The 20,664-nt window shown below is 64.5% G+C and carries 16 protein-coding genes and 1 tRNA gene; 11 read left to right on the top strand and 6 right to left on the bottom strand.

Annotated elements, in window-relative coordinates:
• Nucleotides 1-173: 173 nt before the first annotated feature.
• The 4 genes from CA260_RS13670 to CA260_RS13690 all read right to left on the bottom strand — a co-directional run bounded on the left by CA260_RS13670 (nt 174) and on the right by CA260_RS13690 (nt 7,166).
• Nucleotides 174-1,169 carry a FecR family protein gene (locus tag CA260_RS13670; protein ID WP_172461842.1) on the bottom strand — a complete coding sequence of 332 codons (996 nt, stop codon included), beginning with the start codon at nt 1,167-1,169 and terminating at the stop codon, nt 174-176.
• Between the two features lie 74 nt (nt 1,170-1,243).
• Nucleotides 1,244-1,819: an RNA polymerase sigma factor gene (locus tag CA260_RS13675; RefSeq protein WP_111983629.1), complete on the bottom strand. Its 576-nt coding sequence runs from the start codon at nt 1,817-1,819 to the stop codon at nt 1,244-1,246.
• Between the two features lie 536 nt (nt 1,820-2,355).
• Nucleotides 2,356-2,685: a hypothetical protein gene (locus CA260_RS13685; RefSeq protein WP_111983631.1), complete on the bottom strand. Its 330-nt coding sequence runs from the start codon at nt 2,683-2,685 to the stop codon at nt 2,356-2,358.
• 191 nt (nt 2,686-2,876) lie between these two features.
• Nucleotides 2,877-7,166 (bottom strand): ATP-binding protein, encoded by a 4,290-nt coding sequence (locus CA260_RS13690; RefSeq protein ID WP_172461843.1) that lies wholly within the window; start codon nt 7,164-7,166, stop codon nt 2,877-2,879.
• Nucleotides 7,167-7,464: 298 nt separating this feature from the next.
• Here CA260_RS13690 and CA260_RS13695 point away from each other — a divergent pair, with 298 nt between their 5' ends.
• Nucleotides 7,465-8,106, top strand: a complete 642-nt coding sequence (locus tag CA260_RS13695; RefSeq protein ID WP_111983633.1) for a response regulator transcription factor — start codon at nt 7,465-7,467, stop codon at nt 8,104-8,106.
• Nucleotides 8,107-8,385: 279 nt separating this feature from the next.
• Here the strand turns inward: CA260_RS13695 and CA260_RS13700 are convergent.
• Nucleotides 8,386-8,462, bottom strand: a tRNA-Arg gene (locus tag CA260_RS13700).
• A gap of 114 nt (nt 8,463-8,576) precedes the next feature.
• Here CA260_RS13700 and amaB point away from each other — a divergent pair.
• The 7 genes from amaB to CA260_RS13735 all read left to right on the top strand — a co-directional run bounded on the left by amaB (nt 8,577) and on the right by CA260_RS13735 (nt 15,520).
• Nucleotides 8,577-10,112 carry an L-piperidine-6-carboxylate dehydrogenase gene (amaB, locus tag CA260_RS13705; RefSeq protein ID WP_111983634.1) on the top strand — a complete coding sequence of 512 codons (1,536 nt, stop codon included), beginning with the start codon at nt 8,577-8,579 and terminating at the stop codon, nt 10,110-10,112.
• A gap of 60 nt (nt 10,113-10,172) precedes the next feature.
• Nucleotides 10,173-10,475 carry a DUF4190 domain-containing protein gene (locus tag CA260_RS13710; RefSeq protein ID WP_111983635.1) on the top strand — a complete coding sequence of 101 codons (303 nt, stop codon included), beginning with the start codon at nt 10,173-10,175 and terminating at the stop codon, nt 10,473-10,475.
• 4 nt (nt 10,476-10,479) lie between these two features.
• Complete coding sequence (locus CA260_RS13715) at nt 10,480-11,268, top strand: SDR family NAD(P)-dependent oxidoreductase (protein ID WP_111983636.1); 789 nt, start codon at nt 10,480-10,482, stop codon at nt 11,266-11,268.
• A 6-nt stretch (nt 11,269-11,274) separates the two neighbouring features.
• A complete protein-coding gene (locus tag CA260_RS13720) occupies nt 11,275-12,042 on the top strand; it encodes a class I SAM-dependent methyltransferase (protein ID WP_111983637.1) in 768 nt (255 codons plus the stop codon).
• 2 nt (nt 12,043-12,044) lie between these two features.
• Nucleotides 12,045-13,082: a quinone-dependent dihydroorotate dehydrogenase gene (locus tag CA260_RS13725; protein WP_111983638.1), complete on the top strand. Its 1,038-nt coding sequence runs from the start codon at nt 12,045-12,047 to the stop codon at nt 13,080-13,082.
• 10 nt (nt 13,083-13,092) lie between these two features.
• Nucleotides 13,093-14,112: a UDP-N-acetylmuramate dehydrogenase gene (murB, locus tag CA260_RS13730; RefSeq protein ID WP_111984385.1), complete on the top strand. Its 1,020-nt coding sequence runs from the start codon at nt 13,093-13,095 to the stop codon at nt 14,110-14,112.
• Nucleotides 14,113-14,551: 439 nt separating this feature from the next.
• Nucleotides 14,552-15,520: a glycoside hydrolase family 43 protein gene (locus CA260_RS13735; RefSeq protein WP_111983639.1), complete on the top strand. Its 969-nt coding sequence runs from the start codon at nt 14,552-14,554 to the stop codon at nt 15,518-15,520.
• A gap of 16 nt (nt 15,521-15,536) precedes the next feature.
• On the opposite strand, the gene CA260_RS13740 is transcribed toward CA260_RS13735, so the two are convergent.
• A complete protein-coding gene (locus CA260_RS13740; RefSeq protein ID WP_111983640.1) occupies nt 15,537-16,763 on the bottom strand; it encodes an MFS transporter in 1,227 nt (408 codons plus the stop codon).
• A gap of 127 nt (nt 16,764-16,890) precedes the next feature.
• Here CA260_RS13740 and CA260_RS13745 point away from each other — a divergent pair, with 127 nt between their 5' ends.
• The 3 genes from CA260_RS13745 (at nt 16,891) to CA260_RS13755 (ending at nt 20,618) form a co-directional block, all read left to right on the top strand.
• Nucleotides 16,891-17,667 (top strand): AraC family transcriptional regulator, encoded by a 777-nt coding sequence (locus tag CA260_RS13745; RefSeq protein ID WP_111983641.1) that lies wholly within the window; start codon nt 16,891-16,893, stop codon nt 17,665-17,667.
• 292 nt (nt 17,668-17,959) lie between these two features.
• Entirely contained in the window at nt 17,960-20,152 is a 2,193-nt protein-coding gene (gene ppk1 / locus CA260_RS13750) for a polyphosphate kinase 1 (RefSeq protein WP_172461844.1), read from the top strand.
• A 154-nt stretch (nt 20,153-20,306) separates the two neighbouring features.
• The gene (locus tag CA260_RS13755) at nt 20,307-20,618 is read left to right on the top strand and encodes a hypothetical protein (RefSeq protein WP_111983642.1); all 312 of its coding nucleotides are present in this window, start codon (nt 20,307-20,309) and stop codon (nt 20,616-20,618) included.
• Nucleotides 20,619-20,664: the final 46 nt, after the last annotated feature.

The following is a 20,664-nucleotide window of genomic DNA, read 5'->3' on the forward strand; positions in this document are numbered from 1 at the left end:
CTCCCCCACTGGATAGGTCGCCGGCCGCCGATGTCATCACGTACGCAACGAACGCCGGGCCGTCACGAATCTGTAATGCACGGGAGAGGAGCAGACCCTACTGTGGGAGCGGAAAATTTTTTGGCGGCATCAACTTCGACATGCCTGCTGAAATCGCAGGCGCAGATGACCTGCTATCGACGGGTCAACACGATCTCGCTGGCGGCGGGTCGTTGATCGGCATGAATTGGCCATCCGTATTCCAAGGCCATGGCAAACGATTGCTGATCGCCAGCCTTGAACACGCCACTGATCGACGTGCTGCCCAGGCTTGGATCGCCCAGGCGCAGCTTGGTACGGGAATAGCGATTCATTTCCGCGAGCACTGTCGACAATGGCCATCCTTTGATGACCAGGTTTCCTTGCGTCCAGCCACGCAAGTTGCCCAGCTCCGCATCTGGAATCGCGCGCAGTTCGCCAAGCCGGCCAGCGGCGTCCAAGGTGATGCTCTGGTCGGGCGCCAACGCGGCCAACTGGGCATCATCCTTCGTGGCGACCTTTACCCTACCCTGCAGCAACGCCACCGTGCTCGTGCCGTCCTGGACACGAACCTGGAAGCGGGTGCCCGTCGCCGTGACCGAGCCCTGGGCGGTGCGTACAACGAACGGCCACTTGGCATCGTGATGCACGGTAAAGTCCGCGCGCCCGCGCGCCAAGACGAGATCGCGCGCGCGCCTGTTGAAGCGCACCGTTAGCTCGGTATCGGTATCCAGCACGACTTGCGAGCCATCCTCCAACGCTATCGTGCGCTGCTGGCCCAGTGCGGTCGCATAGCGGATGGCTGGCGCCTCCGCAGGCCAGAACTTCCACGAAGCGGTGGCCGCCAACACAACCACCGCAGCCGCAGCCGCAGCCAGCGACAGCCACTTGACGCTCCAGGCGGGGCGATGCCGTTTGACGGGACGCCGCGCTTCCGCCAAGGCCATGGCAATGGCAGGGTCCTCGCGCAATCGGGCGCTGCGCTCCCAGATATCCCCGATCTGGCGATAGGCGGCGTCGTGCGCCGGATCGGCTGCCCGCCAGCGAGCGAATGCGGCACGTTCGGACTGGCTGCAATCGTGCGCCAGCAACCGCGCAAACCACCGCTGTGCGGTGGCGCGGATTTCCGCATTGGGAGATGGCACCGTCATGCTATTTCGATGCCCCTGCACCAAGCATAGGCACACGCGCCTGGCTATCCGTGACAGACGTCTGTTCATGTTCCCTACGATGCATCAGAAGCTCCCGACCCTACCCTGTCGAACAACGCGGCCAGGGCGTTGGTCATGTGTTTCTCGACGGTTTTCACAGAAATGCCGCAATGGACGGCGATCTGAGCATACGTCATGCCTTCCATCCGGCTCAGCAGATAAACCTGCCGCCAACGCGGCGGCAACGACAGGAGTGCCTGACGAAGCAGAGCCTCCTGTTGCGCATGCACCACCAGATCCTCCTGCGTCGGCTCATCGGACATCAGCTCGAGGTCATCAATCGGCACGTGGTGACTTCTTTGGCGGGCGCTGCCGCGGCGGTATTGCTCACCGACGACGTTGATGGCAATGCGGTAGAGCAGCGGCCTCCATGCAGCTTCGGTTTCGGTGTCGCGGTAACGCATCAACCGCATCAGACTTTCTTGAGTGGCATCCCTGGCATCCTCTTCGTTGGCCGTGCGACGGCGCAGGAAGCTCAGCAGGCCTCCATACTGCAGGCGCGCGAACGCCGCGAAACCGTGGGCCCGCCGATCGCCGTCCGCGGAAAAATCCCGCGTCGCCTCTAGAATATCGTCGTGGCGATGAGCCATGCCGGATGCCGCTGCAGATGGTCTGTGGGCACATCATCGACCCACCGGCATGCAGGATGCAACGTGAGGAGAGATGCGTAGGAGACAGCCTTTTACAGGCTGTTTTTGGTTAGATGCAGCAGCATGCCATCCACCCTACCCGCCCCTGAAAACATGCTGGCGGCGAGCCGGGTACGCGGCTCGTCCCGGAGCCGATTCTGGCGTGCGCCGTACGTCTCCGAGCCAGTCGCGAGCCATGATGAGATCCTCGCCCGCCACACGGGGCGATGTCCGTGCGAGCTGAACCGGTTACCGCCCAGCCACTCGATGCGCCATCGACACGTCCTGATAACCCTTGGCTTGCCGTGGCATCGACTTGCTCGATGCGATGCTTGTGCACTCTTTGAACGGGGGCGCCTGTCGCGCGGCCAGCGTGGCCAATGAGGGGTCATTGCCTCGGCGCAGGTCGGCACCCACGACCCGAATGAAAAAGGCCTGCGTCAGGCAGGCCTTGTGCCAACACGTGGCGGTATCGCTACGCCCGCGGGCGACGCGCATCAGTGGACCACGCAAGACCGCCTGGCAGGAAGCGTGACCTCGCGCATGGGCACCGCTTCGTGGAGTTCGTTCCACGTCATCGGCTCGAGTCCCTCGTCGCCCTGCAGCATGCGCGCGAACGTTGCGCCTTCGTTCTCGCCCGCGCGCAATGCGTCTGCTTCGCGCGCGAAGGTCCTTTCGGTATCGCGTTGCGTCAACGGTTCCCAATCGAGCTGATTGCCTGATGGAGAACGCAGCAGTGTCCAGCTGGCCGCCCAGGAGCTCGCGCCTTCACGCCGGATCTCGACGGATTCGACCCTCAGAAGATAGATACCGACAAGCACGGCCATGCGCGGACTCCATTTCCGGGCCTCGCCACGCAGGAAGGGGGATGTGGGCGTGCGGGGACACGTCCGTAGGCGTGGAAGGCCATGACGAATGGAGCTTACGCATGACTTACGTGATGGAGTACGTGGCAAAGGTCATGGATGCCGGCGTTAGTTCTTGCGGCCCACCCGATGCACGAACCCCATGAACCCGCCTACGCGGCGGGACTCTGGCCTGTCCGCTGGTCGTAGCGATCGAGCAGCACCTCGAGTTCGTCGATGTAGTGCAGAAGCTCGTTGCGCTGATGGAGGTGGTCGCCCGCTCCATCCGGCGCGTCGTCACCCAGAAGGCGCAAGGCGCCGCGAATACGATGGAGCAGCTGACTCTGTTGCCCGGTGTCGCCGAGCTGGAATGCGCGCTCCAGTTCCTCCAGATCCTGTCGTGTGGCGGCGACCAGGCTGCGCAGTACGTCGCGCACGCGAGCGGGCGAACCGAAGGTATCCAGCAGCAGTCGCCATCGATCCGTCGCCACCGTCGGTCCGCGCTCCGCGGAACGCGAGACGCGCATGCCAAGACAGGTGGAAAGCATGGCTCCGAGTTCAGCCAGTTGTACCGGCTTGGCGAGGAATTCATCCATGCCCGCTTCGCGGCAACGCGACACCTCCTCGGGCAAGGCGCTGGCGGACAACGCGACGATCGGCAGGTGCGTAGCCGCGTCGCGCTCGTTCTCGCGAATCCGCCGTGCAAGCGTATAGCCGTCCAAAACAGGCATGTGGCAATCGGTGATGAGCAGGTCGTAGCGTGCCGTGGCCAGCGTGCGCAGGGCTTCCTGCCCGTTCTCCACAATCGTATGCGGATAGCCCAGCCGGTCGAGCTGCCGGCTGATGACGGCACGATTGATGGGATGGTCTTCCGCGACCAGGATGCGTGCATCGTGTCGTTGAGGGCTGATGCTTTCTGCCGCCGGGCGGGGCGACGGCGCCAGGTGCAGCGCGACGTGACAGGCTTCCACGGCCGACCGCCAGAGCAAGGGCTGGCCGCTCAGCATCACCTCGCCATGCTCGAGATAAAAACCGCGCGGATCGGGTGCATCCAGCAACCGGATCGCATGCGCTCCATCCGGAAGTGCGCCACGGGACGCAAGTTCGAGGTCGACCACGTAGATGTCGATGCTTTCGGAAGCGTATTCCTTGAGATCCATTGCGTCGGCGCCGACGATGGACATGCCAAGCGCCGACAACGTATTGGACAGTTCGCGTTCGAGCAGGATGTCCCCGGTACAAAGCAGCGCCTGTTTTCCGGCCAGCGCCGGTTGGGGTCGCAGTACCTGTTCCACGGCCAGCGGCACTTCGAAGATCGCCTGCGTGCCGAAGCCTGGCGTGCTCGTGAGGCGGATTTCGCCCTGCATCATGTGCGCGAGGCGGCGGCATATGGTCAGGCCAAGGCCAGTGCCTCCGTAGCGACGGGAGGTGGAGGCCTCTGCCTGGACGAAGGGCTGGAACAACCGGTCAAGCTGGTCCTGCGACATGCCGATGCCGGTATCGGACACGGTAATGCCCAGGCGGTGACTCGCGCCGGCGTCCTCCAACAGCTCCATGTGCACTTCGACGCGACCTTTCGCGGTGAACTTCAGCGCATTGCTCAGCAGGTTGGTGATGATCTGCCGCACGCGCGTCATGTCACCGCGGTACTCGGCCGCCAGGCGCCAGTCGAGGCTGGCGTACAGCCGCACGCCTTTTTCCATCGCCAGCGACGCGAACAGGCCGAGCACGCCGTCCGTCATGACGCGAAGGTCGAATGCGTGTTCGTTCAACTGCAGCCGGCCCGCCTCGATGCGCGAGAAGTCGAGAATGTCGTCGAGTATCTGCAGCAGGGTTTCGGACGAGTCGTGCACCATGTCCAGCATGCGCACCTGCTCGCCGTCGAGCGACGTCTTGCCGAGCAGTTCGACCAGGCTCAGCACGCCTGCCATGGGCGTGCGGATTTCATGGCTCATCATGGCCAGGAAGGCACTCTTCGCCGCCACCGCTGCTTCGGCCGCTGCCTTCGCCTCGATCAAGGCCTGCGCCTGCGCCTTCTCGTTGGTGATATCGATGCAGAACACGCTGCAACTGACCACCCCATCGTCTTCCCTGCGCGGCGGGCCGAATGAGGCGCGTACCCAGCGCCTGCCATGGGGAGCTACCACGCGGTATTCGGTGCTGTGCGCCCCTTCCCCGGCGCGCAGTCGCTCGATTGCATGGCGCACGTCTGGCTTGTCTTCCTCCACCATGACGTCGAACGGACGACGGCGCCCCAGCAGAAGGTCCTCATGCGTCAGGCCAAACAGGGCAACCGTCTGCCCGCCGACATAGTCAAAGCTACTCGAGCCATCGCGTGCGTAGCGGACATGCATGACCACGCCGGGCAAGCTTTCGTTGGTGTCGATGAGCTTCTGTTCGGAGGCCAGCGCCCGCGCTTCGGCGCGGCGCAGGTCGCTCACGTCCACCAGGGTGCCCAGCAGGCCTCGGCCCTGGCCGACGCCGCGTTCGAAGGTGTGCCGCCACAGCAGCGCGTCGCGCGCCTCACCGCCCTCTTCCGGCGGGCCGATGTAGAGCTCGCGGAGACCGCCCTGATTGCGCGCCATCGCCTGCATGTCGGCCTCATGCAAGGCTGCGGCGTCCACGCCCATCGCGTGCTGCGTCTCGATCATGGTGTGGCCAAGCAGGGATTCGCGCGAGCAAGCAAACATGTCTTCATAGGCACGATTCACGGCGAGATATCGCCCCTCCTCATCCTTGACGAAGACGGGATAGGGAATCGTCTCCAGCAGCGCCTGCTGGAACCTCAACTGGGCGGCCAGCGCCTGCTCCGCCTCGCGCTGCGCACGCATGGCGCGTCGCTGCCGCAGATAGGAAATGCTCACCAGGCCGACGACGACCAGCGCTGCGGCCAGGCCGACAAGCACCCATTTCCATGGCGCGCCGTAGTGGTATTGGGCGGTCAGCCAGCGACCGCGGATCGATTGGCGCTGGCTGTCTTTCACGCTCGCGAAAACACGGTTGACCATGGGTGCCAGCCGGTCGTAGCGGTTGGCGATGCCTACGGTGAAGTCCTGGTCAACGCCCGCGGGGCCGACCACTCGCAGGGTCGCCGCGTAGCGATCGCGAATCAGCGCGTCCAGCGCGGGCAGCGTGCCGACGTAGGCATCCGCTTGACCGGAAGCGACCATGGCCAGCCCTTCTTCGTTGCTGCCCACGGATAGCCAATGCGCGCCGGGCGCGAGGCCGCGCAGTCGCGACAGCAGGCTGGCCTCGTTGCGCACGGCTACCGCATGTCCCGGGAGATCCTCCGGACCCAACAGGGTCGGGCCATGGGTCCGTCCCACGATGACCGTCGGGAAGTGCTCATAGCTGCGGCTGAACACCATGAACTGCGGATCGAAGTCCTCAGGCATCGCCGCCGCGACCAGGTCGATCTCGCCAGCGCGCACCATGCGCTGCAGATCGCCCCAATCCCTCGCCGGCACGGCGACGATGTGCAGCCCGAGCTGCTTCTGCAGGATCTCCATGTAGTCGGCAGCCAGGCCATCGAACTGCCCTCGACTGTCGCGGAACGTGTAGGGATAGCGATCGGTCTCGTACCCCATTCGCAGCGACGGCAGGGTACGCAGCCAGTCGCGTTCGGACGTGGTGGGTTCACGCGCCAGGGGGACGGAGGGATCGGTGTTGAGGCCCCAGCGCAAGCGCAGGCGCGCCACCTCGTCCGCGGTAACCGTCGCTTCGGCCTTGCGCAGGATCTGCAGCAGCATCGCGCGGTCCCGAGGCACCGCCAATCCGATGGAGATCGGCGGAATATCCAGTGGGCCGAGCACGACGAGATCATCGTCGCGACGCTCGAGCAGCAGCATCTGCGTGCGCGATGCCGTAGCTCCGATATAGGCGTCGGCCTTGCCGGTAGCCACCAGGTCCAGGGCTTGCCGGCCATCGTCCGCGAACACGAGGGTCGCCTCGGGAAACCGCTTCGCGAGCTGGTCGGCGATACCATGGAAATCGCGTTCGATGGCCATGCGCGCATGCGCAAGATCGCTCTCCGAGCGGATGCGCTCATCGCCCTTGCGGCTGACCAGGATCAAGGCTCCTTGCCCATAGGGCTTGAGCATGTCGAACCCGGCCTTCTGCGCCTGGGAGGCCGACATGGCGGCCAGCAGGTCGTAGGGGTTGTCCGAGCGATCCGAAGCCGTCACCCGCATGTCGGTATAGGGATGGAAGACGAGTCGCAGGCCGGCCTTGCCTGCCAGCAGTCGGGCATAGTCGACACCGAAGCCTTCCGGCCGCCCGGCCACCCAGGTCTCCGCCGGCAGATGATCGCCTGCGTATACGCCTACATTCACAACCGCATGTTGGTGACGCCAGGTGTCCTCTTCGGGTGTCAGCGTCAGCACGCTGCTGTTCGAGTCCTTGCCGGCAGACGTCGAATCGTCCTGTACGCCGCCACCCTGCCCTGCGCAGGCCTGCGCCGCCATACCAAGGCACCAGGCGAGCGCCAGCCAGGGGACCCTGCGCCATCTCGAGCGGCGCGCGACCTGCGGCCCGTGGTTCGGGCGATAGTGTGTCGCGTCACTGTGAAAAACGTCATTGACGTCCATGGGTGCGCCCGGATTCCAGCCAGCCAAGGAGGGGTGGAGCTTAGTGACCCGACTACATCATGCTCTATAAGAATTGTCTGAAGACGCCCCGGCAAGGAGTAAGGCTTTATCGCCTCTGCTTGCCATGCGCAATCGGCTAACCTACAGCCCAAACTGGCGTACGACCTGAACAGCCATGACCCTGCGCATCATTCTGGCCGATGACCATCCCATAGTCCGCAGCGGTGTCCGCACCCTGCTGGAGAGCCACTCCCAGACCAGCGTGGTCGCCGATGTCGGTTCGCCGGGCGAACTGATCGACGCGATTCACACGCATCCCTGCGACATCGTCCTTACCGATTTCAGCATGCCTGGTGGCCAGGTCGCCGACGGGCTGCACATGCTCGGCCTCATCCATCGGCGCTGGCCAACGCTGCCGGTGGTCGTCCTCACCATGGTCAACAACGCGGGCGTGCTCAACTCCATCCTCGCGACGGGCGTGCGCGGGCTGCTTGGCAAATCCGATGCGTTGACCGAACTGACTCTGGCGATACAGGCGGTTTCCCACGGACGCGACTACCTGAGCACGGCCATCCGCAAGACACTGGACATCGCGCGGACCGGCGCCCAGTTCTCCTCGCAACCCGTGCTTTCCAAGCGCGAAACCGAAGTACTTCGGCTGTTCGCCTCGGGCTTCACCGTGTCCGAGATCGCGAGCCAGCTCAATCGCAGCGTCAAGACCATCAGCCGACAGAAAATGGATGGGATGGCCAAGCTTGGCCTGAAGAGCGACCTCGACGTCTATGCCTATGCGCGCGAGCACGGGATGCTCACGTAACTCATCACGGACCCGCCAGCGCGAGATGGGCACGTGCAGATGAAGTTCCATCACGCCAGAACGCCGGCGTCTGCCTTCAAACGCCAACGCTCCGCTCGCCAAGAAGGCGACGCTGCACGCTGGAAGCGCACTCACTGGCGGCGACCTTTTTTAGCCGTGCACGCTGCGCATGCCAACCCCCGCGCCTTTGTGCTTCCGCAGCATGAATTGTCCGTTCATGCATCCTGGCCGGTCAGACACGCGAAGGGCCGGCGATGCCGGCCCTTGCGGTGCTTGAAATGGTGCCCCCGATACGATTCGAACGTACGACCTGTCCCTTAGGAGGGGACCGCTCTATCCAACTGAGCTACGGGGGCAGCGCCGCGAATTCTGGCATGGATCGGCGGCCAAGGCGATCCGTGGCGGGGGGCCTGCTAGAATGACCGTTTTCATCCCGGCGCCTTTCTTCGCGCCACGGTCTGGAGTCAAGCATGTCCCACGAAATCCTCACCGCACTTGGTCTCGGCGCCTCCCAGTCGGGTACGTACCTGGGTAATGGCGAGTGGTCCAAGACCACTGACGCCGGCACGCTGCAACTGGTCAACCCGGCTACCGGCGACGTGATCGCCAGCGTGCATGCCTCCAGTGCCGCCGACTACGAGACCATCGTCAAGCGCGCGCAGGAAGCGTTCAAGGTGTGGCGCACCACTCCGGCGCCGCGCCGTGGCGAGGCGATCCGCCTGTGCGGTGAAGCGCTGCGCAAGCACAAGGACGCGCTGGGTTCGCTGGTCGCGCTGGAAATGGGCAAGATCAAGCCCGAAGGCGACGGCGAAGTGCAGGAGATGATTGACATCGCCGACTTCGCGGTGGGCCAGAGCCGCATGCTCTACGGCTACACCATGCACTCGGAGCGTCCGGGCCATCGCATGTACGAGCAGTACCAGCCGCTGGGCCTGGTCGGCATCATCAGCGCATTCAACTTCCCGGTGGCGGTGTGGGCGTGGAACGCCTTCCTCGCTGGCATCTGCGGCGACATCTGCATCTGGAAGCCCTCGCCGAAGACGCCGCTGTCGGCCATCGCCACGATGAAGATCTGCAACGAAGCGCTGAAGGAAGCCGGCTTCCCGGACATCTTCTTCCTGTTCAACGACGCCGGCGTCGAGCTGTCGCAGTCGTTCGTCGACGATCATCGCATTCCGCTGATCAGCTTCACCGGTTCCACCAAGGTGGGGCGTCACGTGGGCGAACGCGTCGCCAAGCGCATGGGCCGTTCGCTGCTGGAGCTCGGCGGCAACAACGCCATCATCCTGGACGAAAGCGCGGACCTGAAGCTGGCCATCCCCGCCATCGTGTTCGGTGCTGTCGGCACCGCCGGCCAGCGTTGCACCACCACGCGCCGCCTGTTCGTGCATGAATCCATCATCGACGACGTGACCGCCAAGCTGGTCACCGCGTACAAGCAGGTGGAAGGCAAGATCGGCGATCCGACGCTGGCCACCACGCTGATGGGTCCGCTCAACAGCAAGGAGGCCGTGCAGGCCTACCTCGCCGCGGTGGAGAAGGCGAAGGCGACCGGCGGCAAGGTGCTCACCGGTGGCGCCGCGCTCACCGACCGCAAGGGCAACTTCGTGCTGCCGACCATCGTCAGCGGTGTGAAGAACGGCGACGAGGTGGTGCAGACGGAAACCTTCGCGCCGATCCTCTACGTGATGCCGTTCAAGACGCTGGACGAAGCGATCGAACTGCAGAACAGCGTGCCGCAGGGCCTCTCTTCGGCCATCTTCACGCAGAACCTCAAGTCGGCCGAGCAGTATCTGTCGGCAGCCGGCTCCGACTGTGGCATCGCCAACGTCAACATCGGCACCTCGGGCGCGGAAATCGGTGGCGCCTTCGGTGGCGAGAAGGAAACCGGTGGTGGTCGCGAGTCGGGTTCGGATGCGTGGAAGGTCTACATGCGCCGCCAGACCAACACCATCAACTACTCGAATTCGCTGCCGCTGGCGCAGGGCATCAAGTTCGACCTGTAAGACAGTATCGGCGACCGGCAACCGCCGGTCGCCATCTTTCACCGCCCAACGTGCATCGACATGAGCTATCAGACGCCCGCATACCGAAGCACCAACTCCATGGCGGTGATCAGCCTGATCTTCGGCATTGCCTGCTGGTTCGTCTTGCCGTTCATCGGCGCCATCGTGGCGGTCGTCTGCGGACACCTGGCGCGCGGGGAAATCCGCCGAGCGGAGCCCGGCACGGTAGATGGCGACGGCCTGGCACTTGCTGGGTTGGTGCTCGGTTACATCCATCTGGCCCTCGCGCTGCTCGCCATCGTATTCGTCGTCGTTTTCCTCCTGCTGGGCTTTGGCATCGGCCTCCACTCGCTGCATTGGTGATGTCATGAGTCCGCAAGACACCACCACACTCGCGACGGCGCCGTTCGACTTCCGCGGCTATCGCGTCGTGGTGGCGGGCGGCAGCAAAGGCATCGGCCGCAGCATAGCGTTGGCTTTTGCGCGAGCGGGTGCGGCGGTATCGGTGTGCGCGCGCGGCGAGACCGCGCTGGACAAGGTGCGCCACGCCATCGCCGCGTTCGGCGTGACCGCACATACGCGTCGCTGCGACCTGGCGGATGCCCAAGCCATCGATGCCTACATCCGCGAAGCGTCGGAAGTGCTCGGCGGCATCGACGTACTGGTGAACAACGCCAGCGGCTACGGCTTCAGCAATGACGACGCCAGCTGGCTGGCGGGCTTCAACATCGACATCATGGCAGCGGTGCGCGCCTCCCAGGCGGCCCTGCCGCACCTGAAGGCGTCGTCTCACGCGTGCATCCTGCATACGTCATCGATCGCCGCTTTCCACCCGAGCACGCGCAGTGCACCGTATGCCGCGGCCAAGGCGGCGCTGAACCAGTACACCACCTCGCAGGCGATGATGCTGGCCAAGCATCGGATTCGCGTGAACGCGATCGCGCCGGGTTCCATCGAGTTTCCGGAAGGCCTGTGGGATCGCCGCAAGGCCGAGGCGCCGGAGCTGTACCAGCAGACGCTGGCGAAGATCCCCTTCGGTCGCTACGGCAAACCCGAGGAAATCGCCAACGTCGCCCTGTTCCTCGCCTCTCCCTTCGCCAGCTGGATCACCGGCCAGACGCTCTGCGTGGACGGCGGCCAGCTGCTGTCAGGTTGATGACCCATGACTGATCTGGACTCCACCGGGCGTTTCAGCGATCGCGTCGCCGACTATGTGCGCTATCGCCCCGATTATCCCGTGGCGATGCTTGAATGGCTGCAACACACATACGGCGTGAATCCGCATTGGCTGGTGGCGGACGTCGGCGCCGGTACGGGCATCTCCAGCAAGCTGTTCCTGGACGGTGGCTACCGCGTGATCGCGGTGGAGCCGAACGAACCGATGCGCAAGGCGGCGGAACAGTGGCTCGGCGACAACGAGCGCTTCCGCACCATCGGAGGGCATGCCACCGCCACCGGCCTGGATGACGCCAGCATCGATCTGGTAACAGTCGCCCAGGCTTTCCATTGGTTCGATCAGGCCGCGACGCGCGTTGAGTTCCAGCGTGTTCTCAAGCCTTCGGGTCTGGCAGCCATCATCTGGAATTCGCGTCGCCTGGTGGGCACGCCTTTTCTGGAAGGCTACGAGGCCCTGCTGAAGGAATATGGCACCGACTACACCAGCGTCGCCGAGCGCTATGGCGACGAGCCGCAGATGCGCGCCTGGTTTGGTATCGGATACCTCGGCATGGGCCGTTTCGATCATGGCCAGCTGCTCGACTTCGATGGGCTGCGTGGGCGCCTGATGTCGTCCTCTTACGCACCACGCGCGGGCCATCCGCAACACGAGCCGATGATGCAGGCCCTGCACAAACTGTTCGACAGCTGCGCGGTCGACGGCCGCATCAGCTTCGATTACGACACCGTCATCTACGTGGGCACCTTGCCTTGAGCATGTACAACCTGATCCGCCCCCTGCTGTTCGCGCTCGACGCGGAAACGGCGCACGGCCTGACGCTGTATGGCCTGGACGTGGCCCAGCGCAGCAACTTCGCGCACCTGGTCGCCAAGCCACCGGCTGACCTGCCGACCACGGCCTTCGGCATCCGTTTTCCCAACCCCGTCGGTCTGGCGGCCGGCCTGGACAAGAACGCCGACCATCTCGATGGACTCGGCGCACTGGGCTTTGGCTTCGTCGAAGTGGGTACCACGACCCCGCGTCCGCAGCCGGGCAACGACAAGCCGCGCATGTTCCGCCTGCCGCGGCACGAGGCGGTGATCAATCGCCTGGGGTTCAACAACGCGGGCGTAGATGCCCTGGTGCGCAACGTGCAGCAGTCCAGTTATCGCGGCGTGCTGGGCATCAACATCGGCAAGAACAAGGACACGCCGAACGACAAGGCCGTGGACGACTACCTGTTCTGCCTGGAGCGCGTGTACGCGCTGGCCAGCTACGTCACGGTCAATATCTCCTCGCCGAACACGCAGGGCCTGCGCGACCTGCAGGAAGAAGCCACGCTGCGACGCTTCATCGAGACGCTGCGCGAAGCGCAGGAGCGGCTGGGCGCTCAGAGCGGCCAGCGCAAACCGATGCTGCTGAAGATCGCGCCCGATCTCAGTGAAACCGAACTCGACGCCATTGCCGACGTGCTGCTGGCCGCCAACGTGGATGGCGTGATCTGCACCAACACCACCATCGACCACTCGGCCGTGGCCAGCGACCCGCATGGCAACGAAACCGGCGGCCTCTCGGGCAAGCCGCTGTTCGCGCGCTCCACCGCCGTGCTGCGCGGCATGCGCAAGCGCGTGGGCGACAAGCTCGACATCATCGGCGTGGGTGGCATCCTCGATGGCAGCGATGCGGCCGAGAAGATCGACGCCGGCGCTTCGCTGGTGCAGATCTATTCCGGCATGGTATTCCGCGGCCCGGCGTTGATCGCCGAATGCGTGGACGAAATCCGTCGCCAGCGCGAGGACACCCATGGTGGTTGAACGCACCGACATGGGCGGCTATACGCTGATCGAGAACGCGCCGCTGGGCACGCGCAACACGCTCCGCGTCAATGCGCGTGCTCGCCTGCTGGCTGAGATCAACGACGCATCCAAGCTGCCCGAACTGCTGGCATTTCCCGCCGTACGCCGGGGCAAGCTGCTGGTGCTGGGCGAAGGCAGCAACATGCTGTTCACCGGCGATGTCGACGGCACCGTGCTCGCCATGGCCACGCGCGGCGTGCAGGTGGAACAGGATGGCGACGTCGCACACATCGCTGTCGCAGCCGGCGAACGCTGGGACGACTTCGTGCGCTGGACGTTGGGCCAGGGCTTCGCGGGGCTGGAAAACCTGATCCTGATTCCAGGCACCGTCGGCGCGGCGCCGATCCAGAACATCGGCGCGTACGGGACGGAAGTCGCCGAGTTCATCGAAAGCGTGGAGGCGTGGGATACGCAGGAACAGCGCGTGGCGGTACTGGATCGCACCGCCTGTGCATTCGCCTATCGCGACTCCGTATTCAAGCATCAGCCCGGCCGTTACATCGTCACCGCCGTGCGCTTTGCCCTGCCCCGCTCGCGCGAGCTGCGACTGGACTATGCCGGCATTCGCGACGAACTCGCGCGCATGGGCGTGGAAAAGCCTGCACCCTTCCATGTGGCCGAAGCGGTGGTGCATCTGCGCACGAAGAAACTTCCCGACCCGGCCGTCATCGGCAATGCAGGCAGCTTCTTCAAGAATCCCATCGTGGACGCGGCGCTTGGCGAAGCGGTCAAACGTGCGCATCCCGAGCTGGTGTCCTGGGTAGGCGCCGATGGCCGCTGGAAGCTCTCGGCGGCCTGGCTCATCGAGCAGAGCGGCTTCAAGGGCGAACGCGACGGCGACGCGGGAATTTCCAATCGGCATGCGCTGGTGCTGGTGAATCATGGACGCGCCAGTGGCGCCGAACTGTGGGCTTTCGCGCAGAAGGTGATCGAGGGCGTGCGCGCGAAGTTCGGCGTCGTGCTGGAGCCGGAACCCGTCGTGGTTTGATGGCGGAGCGCGATAATCGCCCCATGTAGAGCGATCGCGGACTGTCGGCACACTGCCCCGTCAGGTTTTCGCGCACTGGGTGCGCTCCTGCGGAACGGCATCTGGTTCGCGACGCCGCCGGGGCGCGCGCCCCTGTTTTGTGGGAGTGCACCTTGTGCGCGACCGCGGATTCCCGGCGTACCGCCCCGTCAGGCCATCGCGCACTGGGTGCGCTCCTACAGAACAATTTCTGTTTCGAGACGCCTGGGCACGCGTTCCTGTGTTGTGGGAGTGCACCTTGTGCGCGACCGCAGAGTCCCGGCGCATCGCTCCGTCAGGCTGTCGCGCACAGGGTGCGCTCCCACAATAATCAGGGGCAAGGGTGAGACTTCTGGCATGCCAGGCATATCGCGCGATGCGCTAGCCTTGCAGACTCTTGTTCGCAGCCGGAGCCTGTTGCATGCGCCTTCGCACGTCCTTGATCCAAGCCGCCCTCGCCGCCTGTGTGGCCTTCGTTCCCTTCGCACACGCGAGCAACCCTGTTTTTCCAGGCTGGTATGCCGATCCGGAAGCGGCGATCTTCGAAGGCCAGTACTGGATCTATCCCACCACCTCCGTTCGCTACGGCCTGCAGACGGGCTTCGATGCGTTCTCCTCGAAGGACCTGGTGCACTGGACGAAGCACGAGGGCGTGCTGCGCATGGCCGACGTGCCCTGGGCGAAGAAGGCGATGTGGGCGCCGGCCATGGTGGAGAAGGATGGCAAGTACTACTTCTTCTTCTCGGCCAACGACATCCAGAGCGACAAGGAGGTGGGCGGCATCGGCGTGGCAGTGGCGGACAAGCCCGAAGGTCCCTTCAAGGATCTGCTCGGCAAACCGCTGGTCGATGCCTTCCACAACGGCGCGCAGCCGATCGATCCGTTCGTGTTCCACGACGACGACGGCAGCTGGTACCTGATCTATGGCGGCTGGAAGCATGCCAACGTGGTGAAGCTCAAGCCTGATTTCAGCGGCGTCGAGCCCACGGCGGACGGCAAGCTCTGGCACGAGATCACGCCGGAGAAGTACGTCGAGGGTCCGTTGATGTTCAAGCGCAACGGCAAGTACTACTTCATGTGGTCCGAGGGTGGCTGGACAGGCCCGGACTATTCGGTGGCTTACGCCATCGGCGACTCGCCGCTGGGCCCGTTCAAGCGCATCGGCAAGATCCTGCAGCAGGACCCCAAGATCGCTACCGGCGCGGGCCATCATTCGCTCTTCCACGTGAAGCGCGACGACAGCTGGTTCATCGTCTATCACCGCCACCCACTCGGCGATACGGATGGCAACCATCGCGAGGTGAGCATCGACCGCATGGAATTCGATGCGCAGGGCCACATCCTGCCGGTCACCATTACCAACGAAGGCGTGCCAGCGCACGCGCTGTGAGGCGCGTGCGACGGGATCAGGCGCGACGGCGTTCCAGGTTGGGCAGGAACGCCGTGATGATGCCGATCAGCGGCAGATAGGCGCACAGGCCGTAGACGTACTCGATGCCACGCGCATCGGCGATATGGCCCAGCACGGCGGCGCCGATGCCACCCATGCCGAAGGCGAAGCCGAAGAACAGGCCCGAGATCATGCCCACTCGCCCCGGAATCAGTTCCTGTGCGTAGACCAGGATGGCCGAGAACGCCGAGGACAGAATCAGTCCGATGATCACCGTCAGCACGCCGGTCCAGAACAGGTCCACGTGCGGCAGCAGCAGCGTGAACGGCGCCACGCCGAGGATCGAGGCCCAGATCACCCATTTGCGCCCGATGCGGTCGCCCACCGGGCCACCGATCAGCGAACCCGCGGCCACCGCGAACAGGAACACGAACAGGTGAGTCTGCGCGTTCGGCACCGACACGCCGAACTTGTGGATCAGGTAGAAGGTGAAATAGCTGCTGATGCTGGCCAGATAGAAATACTTGGAGAAGATCAGCACCCCGAGGATGAACAGCGAAGCGCCGACCTGCGCGCGCGTCAGCGAAACGGCTGACACATGGCGCGCCTTGGGCTTGCCCCGCTCCGCATGGTGATCGCGATACCAGCGGCTTACCTGCATCAACACCACCATTGCCAGCAGTGCAGCAAGCGAGAACCACGCGACGCTGCCGCGACCGTGCGGCACGATGATCCACGCGGCAAGCAGCGGGCCGAGCGACGAGCCGGCGTTGCCGCCCACCTGGAACAGCGACTGCGCGAGGCCGTGGCGTCCGCCCGAGGCCATGCGGGCCACGCGCGAGGATTCCGGATGGAACACCGATGAGCCCGTGCCGACCAGCGCCGCGGCCACCAGCAGCACGGCGAAGTTGGGTGCCGTGGCGAGCAGCAGCAGGCCACACAAGGTGAAGCCCATGCCGACCGGCAAGGAATACGGCATCGGCTTCTTGTCGGTGAACATGCCCACCGCCGGCTGCAGCAGCGAAGCAGTGAGCTGGTAGGTCAGCGTAATCAGGCCCACCTGGGCGAAACTCAGGTTGAAGCCGCTCTTGAGGATCGGATAGATCGCCAGGATCAACGACTGGATCATGTCGTTGAGCAGGTGCGAGAAGCTGATCGCACCCAGGATACGGAATTCGGTGGCGTGCTCGGCGCGGGCCGGCGGCACGGTGGCGGGGGTCATCTCTTCGACACGGGTTTGCATGGGGACTCGGATCGGTGGTCTGCGGCAAGGCGTCGCAGGTTGCGTCGCCAGGGTCGTCACCTTAGAGTGAGCGAGGCCGGCCCGCACACATCAGCGGGTCAACTTCTGTTGAATTTGGGCCACACCTGTGCGTAACGCCCGTGCCGACGCCTTTGAGAACACCCCACGCGACGTGATCGCGACCGGCAACGAATACCCGTCGCACTACGTCCTGCCCGCCCATTCGCACCGGCGCGGCCAGCTGCTGTACGCCTCCACCGGGGTGCTGACTGCGATCACCGGCGAAGGCAGCTGGGTGGTGCCGCCGCGGCGTGCACTGTGGATCCCTCCCGGGGTCTCTCACGAGGTGCACATGGGCGGCCCGGTATCCACGCGCAGCGTCTACGTCACCCCGGAGGCGGCTCTTGCGGCCGGCCTGCCGGAACGCTGCCAGGTGATCGCCGTGTCGCCGCTGCTCCACGAATTGCTGCTGGAAGCCGTGGACCTGCCCGCCGAGTACGAACTCGACGGTCGCGATGGGCGCGTCATGGCGCTATTGCTGGATGAAATCCGGCGCATGCCCGCCTTGCCGCTCAACACGCCATTGCCGCACGACAAACGCCTGGCCGCGCTGTGTCGCGAACTGCTCGATCGTCCCTCGCAGGAAATGAAGATCGACGACATGGCGCGACGCGCAGGCATGAGTCGCCGGCACTTCACGCGTACCTTTCGCGAGGAAACCGGCATGAGTTTCACCGCGTGGCGGCAGCAGGCCTGCCTGCTTGCAGCGCTTACGCGATTGGGCAACGGCGATGCCATCACGCAGGTGGCCATGGATCTGGGGTACGGCAACCCGAGTGCATTCACCGCCGCATTTCGCCGCGTGCTGGGCGTGGCGCCGAGTCGCTATCTCGGTATGTCCTGATGCAGGAGCGCACCCAGTGCGCGATAAGCCTACGCAGCGGCACGCCGAATCTCCGCGGTCGCGCACCGGGTGCACTCCTACATGTAAGGCCCAGCGTGAAGACCAACGTCACGAACCCATGACATCGTCATCGGCATTGTCACGAATGTGTCAAACGCAAGCCGCAACATGTCCATCGCGTGACAGCGCGTGAGTGCGTGCGGCGCTGCCATGGCCCGGTCTTATTCGGCGCCGTACTATGCCCCTTTGCGGAACCCGCGCACTGCGCATCCGCCCGTCGAACGGTGAGCCGATGAGTAACGATGTCGTCCAATCCGGTGCAGTTCGCGACGCCACGCCGGCGCCTTCCACACAAGCCCTGCCGAACCACGGCGCCGCGGCGGCGGTTCCGGCCGTCACGCCACCCGATCTGAACGACCCCAACCTCTACATCAATCGCGAACTGTCGCAGTTGCAATTCAACATCCGCGTGCTCGACCAGGCGCTGGACGAAAGCAAGCCGATCCTGGAGCGGCTGAAGTTCCTGCTGATCTTCTCCAGCAACATGGATGAATTCTTCGAGATCCGCGTCGCCGGACTCAAGAGCCAGATCGCCTTCGACCACGAAATCGTTGGTTCCGATGGCATCGCACCGCGCAAGGCGCTCGCCGAAATCAGCGAGATCACGCACAAGCAGATCGAACGGCAGTACGCGATCCTCAACGACCGCATCCTGCCTGAGCTCGCGCGCCGAGGTATCCGCATCGTCCGCCGCAACGAGTGGTCGCACAAGCAGAAGCTGTGGGTGCGTCGGTACTTCAAGCATGAAGTGGCGCCGCTGGTTACGCCCATCGGGCTGGATCCGACCCATCCTTTCCCGCTATTGGTCAACAAGAGCCTCAACTTCATCGTGCAGTTGGAAGGCACCGACGCCTTCGGTCGCGACTCGGGCCTTGCCGTGGTGCCGGCGCCGCGCGTATTGCCGCGCCTGATCCGCCTGCCCGAGGAGGTCAGCGAGGGTGGCGAAAACTTCGTGCTGCTTTCCTCGATCATCCACGCGCATGCCGAGGAATTGTTCCCGGGCATGTCCGTGCGTGGCTGCTATCAATTCCGCCTGACCCGCAACGCCGACCTCACCATCGACCCGGAAGACGTCGAAGACCTCGCGCGCGCACTGCGCGGCGAACTGTATTCGCGCCGCTTCGGCGATGCCGTGCGCCTGGAAGTAGCCGATAACTGCCCGCAGGAACTCACCGACTATCTGTTGCGCCAGTTCGGCCTGACGGCGGCGGAAATGTACGAGGTGAACGGGCCGGTGAATCTCGCACGCCTGTTCGGCCTGATCACCAAGACGCACCATCCGGATCTGGAATACCCACCGTTCACGCCGTCCATTCCCAAGGCGTTGAAGAAGGCCGAAGACCTGTTCGCGGTGATCAGCCGCCAGGACGTGCTCTTGCTGCATCCCTATGAATCGTTCGCGCCGGTGGTGGACCTGCTGCACCAGGCCGCGAAGGATCCGAATGTATTGGCCATCAAGCAGACGCTCTATCGCAGCGGCGCCAACTCCGAAATCGTCGACGCTCTGGTGGATGCCGCGCGTGCGGGCAAGGAGGTGACCGTCGTGGTGGAACTGCGCGCGCGCTTCGACGAGGAATCGAACCTGTCGCTGGCCTCGCGCCTGCAGCAGGCCGGCGCGATGGTGATCTATGGCGTGGTGGGCGTGAAGACGCATGCCAAGCTCATGCTGATCCAGCGCCGCGAAGGCGAAGAGCTGGTGCGTTACGCGCATCTGGGCACAGGCAACTACCACACCGGCAACGCACGCCTGTACACCGACTACAGCCTGCTCACCTCCGATCATGCGCTGTGCGAGGACGTGCACAAGCTGTTCAGCCAGCTCACCGGCATGGGCAAGCTGCTGCAGATGAAGAAGCTGCTGCATGCGCCGTTCACGCTGAAGAAGACGCTGCTGGAGATGATCGCGCGCGAAACCGCGCACGCGACGGCAGGCAAGCCGGCACAGATCATCATCAAGGCAAATGCGGTGACCGACGCGAAGATGATCCGCGCGCTGTACAAGGCCAGCATGGCCGGCGTGAAAGTCGACCTGATCGTGCGCGGCATGTGCTGCCTTCGCCCTGGGGTCGCCGGGGTGTCGCACAACATCCGCGTGCGCTCCATCGTCGGGCGATTCCTGGAACACAGCCGCGTGTACTGGTTCGCCAACAACGGCGACGAGAAGTTCTACCTTGCCAGCGCGGACCTCATGGAACGCAACCTGGACCGTCGCGTGGAAACCGGCTTCCCCATCGAGGGCAAGAAGCTGCAGAGCCGGCTCAAGAAGGAGCTGGAACTGTATCTCTCGGACAACTCCAGCACCTGGCTGCTGCGTTCCGACGGCCGCTATACGCGCAGCCAGCCGGGCACGAATCAGGCCGTCCGCAACGTGCAGGCGCAGCTGCTCGACAAGCTCTGCGGATCCGGTGCGGCGATCGAAGTGTAGGCGTTCGGCCGACAAAACCCTTGGCGTTTCCTACACCGCGGCTGGCACAGCACTGAGCCGCAGGAAGCCATCAGGCTGACTCCGACGATGGCGTCCGCTCCCTATGGTTCCCGGAGGTCGATCTTGACCTTCCGTATCACCACAGGGAGTTCCCATGAAGAAGCTGTTCGCCGCCATGGCCATGGCTGGCCTGATCGCACACGCCCAGGCGGAAACGCCACCCACGCCACCGGGCGGTCACCACGCCGCCACCGCCGCCGGAGAAGAAACCCCTGACCAGCGCAAGGATGCCGCCGTCATTCCGGGCGCCACTGCGGGAAGCGCTGCTGAAGGCAATCTCACTCCGGCATACATAGGCGCCAGTGTGGCGGGTGCGGCGGTCATCGTCGGCGCGCTTACCGGCGGTGGCAGTCGCGATGGCACGGGAGGTACCGGCGGCACGACGGGGACCACCGGCACGCATTGATCCGCCACGGCGGGTACCGGCGATTCCAGGGCGCCTCCCATGCGGG

It is taken from the genome of Dyella jiangningensis (assembly GCF_003264855.1).
In the GTDB taxonomy this organism is placed as follows: domain Bacteria; phylum Pseudomonadota; class Gammaproteobacteria; order Xanthomonadales; family Rhodanobacteraceae; genus Dyella; species Dyella jiangningensis_C.

Bases quoted from the DNA above. Each gene is read 5' to 3' on its own strand.
- CA260_RS13670 (WP_172461842.1), bottom strand. From the start codon at position 1,169: ATGACGGTGCCATCTCCCAATGCGGAAATCCGCGCCACCGCACAGCGG.
- CA260_RS13675 (WP_111983629.1), bottom strand. From the start codon at position 1,819: ATGGCTCATCGCCACGACGATATTCTAGAGGCGACGCGGGATTTTTCC.
- CA260_RS13685 (WP_111983631.1), bottom strand. From the start codon at position 2,685: ATGGCCGTGCTTGTCGGTATCTATCTTCTGAGGGTCGAATCCGTCGAG.
- CA260_RS13690 (WP_172461843.1), bottom strand. From the start codon at position 7,166: ATGGCGGCGCAGGCCTGCGCAGGGCAGGGTGGCGGCGTACAGGACGAT.
- CA260_RS13695 (WP_111983633.1), top strand. From the start codon at position 7,465: ATGACCCTGCGCATCATTCTGGCCGATGACCATCCCATAGTCCGCAGC.
- amaB (WP_111983634.1), top strand. From the start codon at position 8,577: ATGTCCCACGAAATCCTCACCGCACTTGGTCTCGGCGCCTCCCAGTCG.
- CA260_RS13710 (WP_111983635.1), top strand. From the start codon at position 10,173: ATGAGCTATCAGACGCCCGCATACCGAAGCACCAACTCCATGGCGGTG.
- CA260_RS13715 (WP_111983636.1), top strand. From the start codon at position 10,480: ATGAGTCCGCAAGACACCACCACACTCGCGACGGCGCCGTTCGACTTC.
- CA260_RS13720 (WP_111983637.1), top strand. From the start codon at position 11,275: ATGACTGATCTGGACTCCACCGGGCGTTTCAGCGATCGCGTCGCCGAC.
- CA260_RS13725 (WP_111983638.1), top strand. From the start codon at position 12,045: ATGTACAACCTGATCCGCCCCCTGCTGTTCGCGCTCGACGCGGAAACG.
- murB (WP_111984385.1), top strand. From the start codon at position 13,093: ATGGGCGGCTATACGCTGATCGAGAACGCGCCGCTGGGCACGCGCAAC.
- CA260_RS13735 (WP_111983639.1), top strand. From the start codon at position 14,552: ATGCGCCTTCGCACGTCCTTGATCCAAGCCGCCCTCGCCGCCTGTGTG.
- CA260_RS13740 (WP_111983640.1), bottom strand. From the start codon at position 16,763: ATGCAAACCCGTGTCGAAGAGATGACCCCCGCCACCGTGCCGCCGGCC.
- ppk1 (WP_172461844.1), top strand. From the start codon at position 17,960: ATGAGTAACGATGTCGTCCAATCCGGTGCAGTTCGCGACGCCACGCCG.
- CA260_RS13755 (WP_111983642.1), top strand. From the start codon at position 20,307: ATGAAGAAGCTGTTCGCCGCCATGGCCATGGCTGGCCTGATCGCACAC.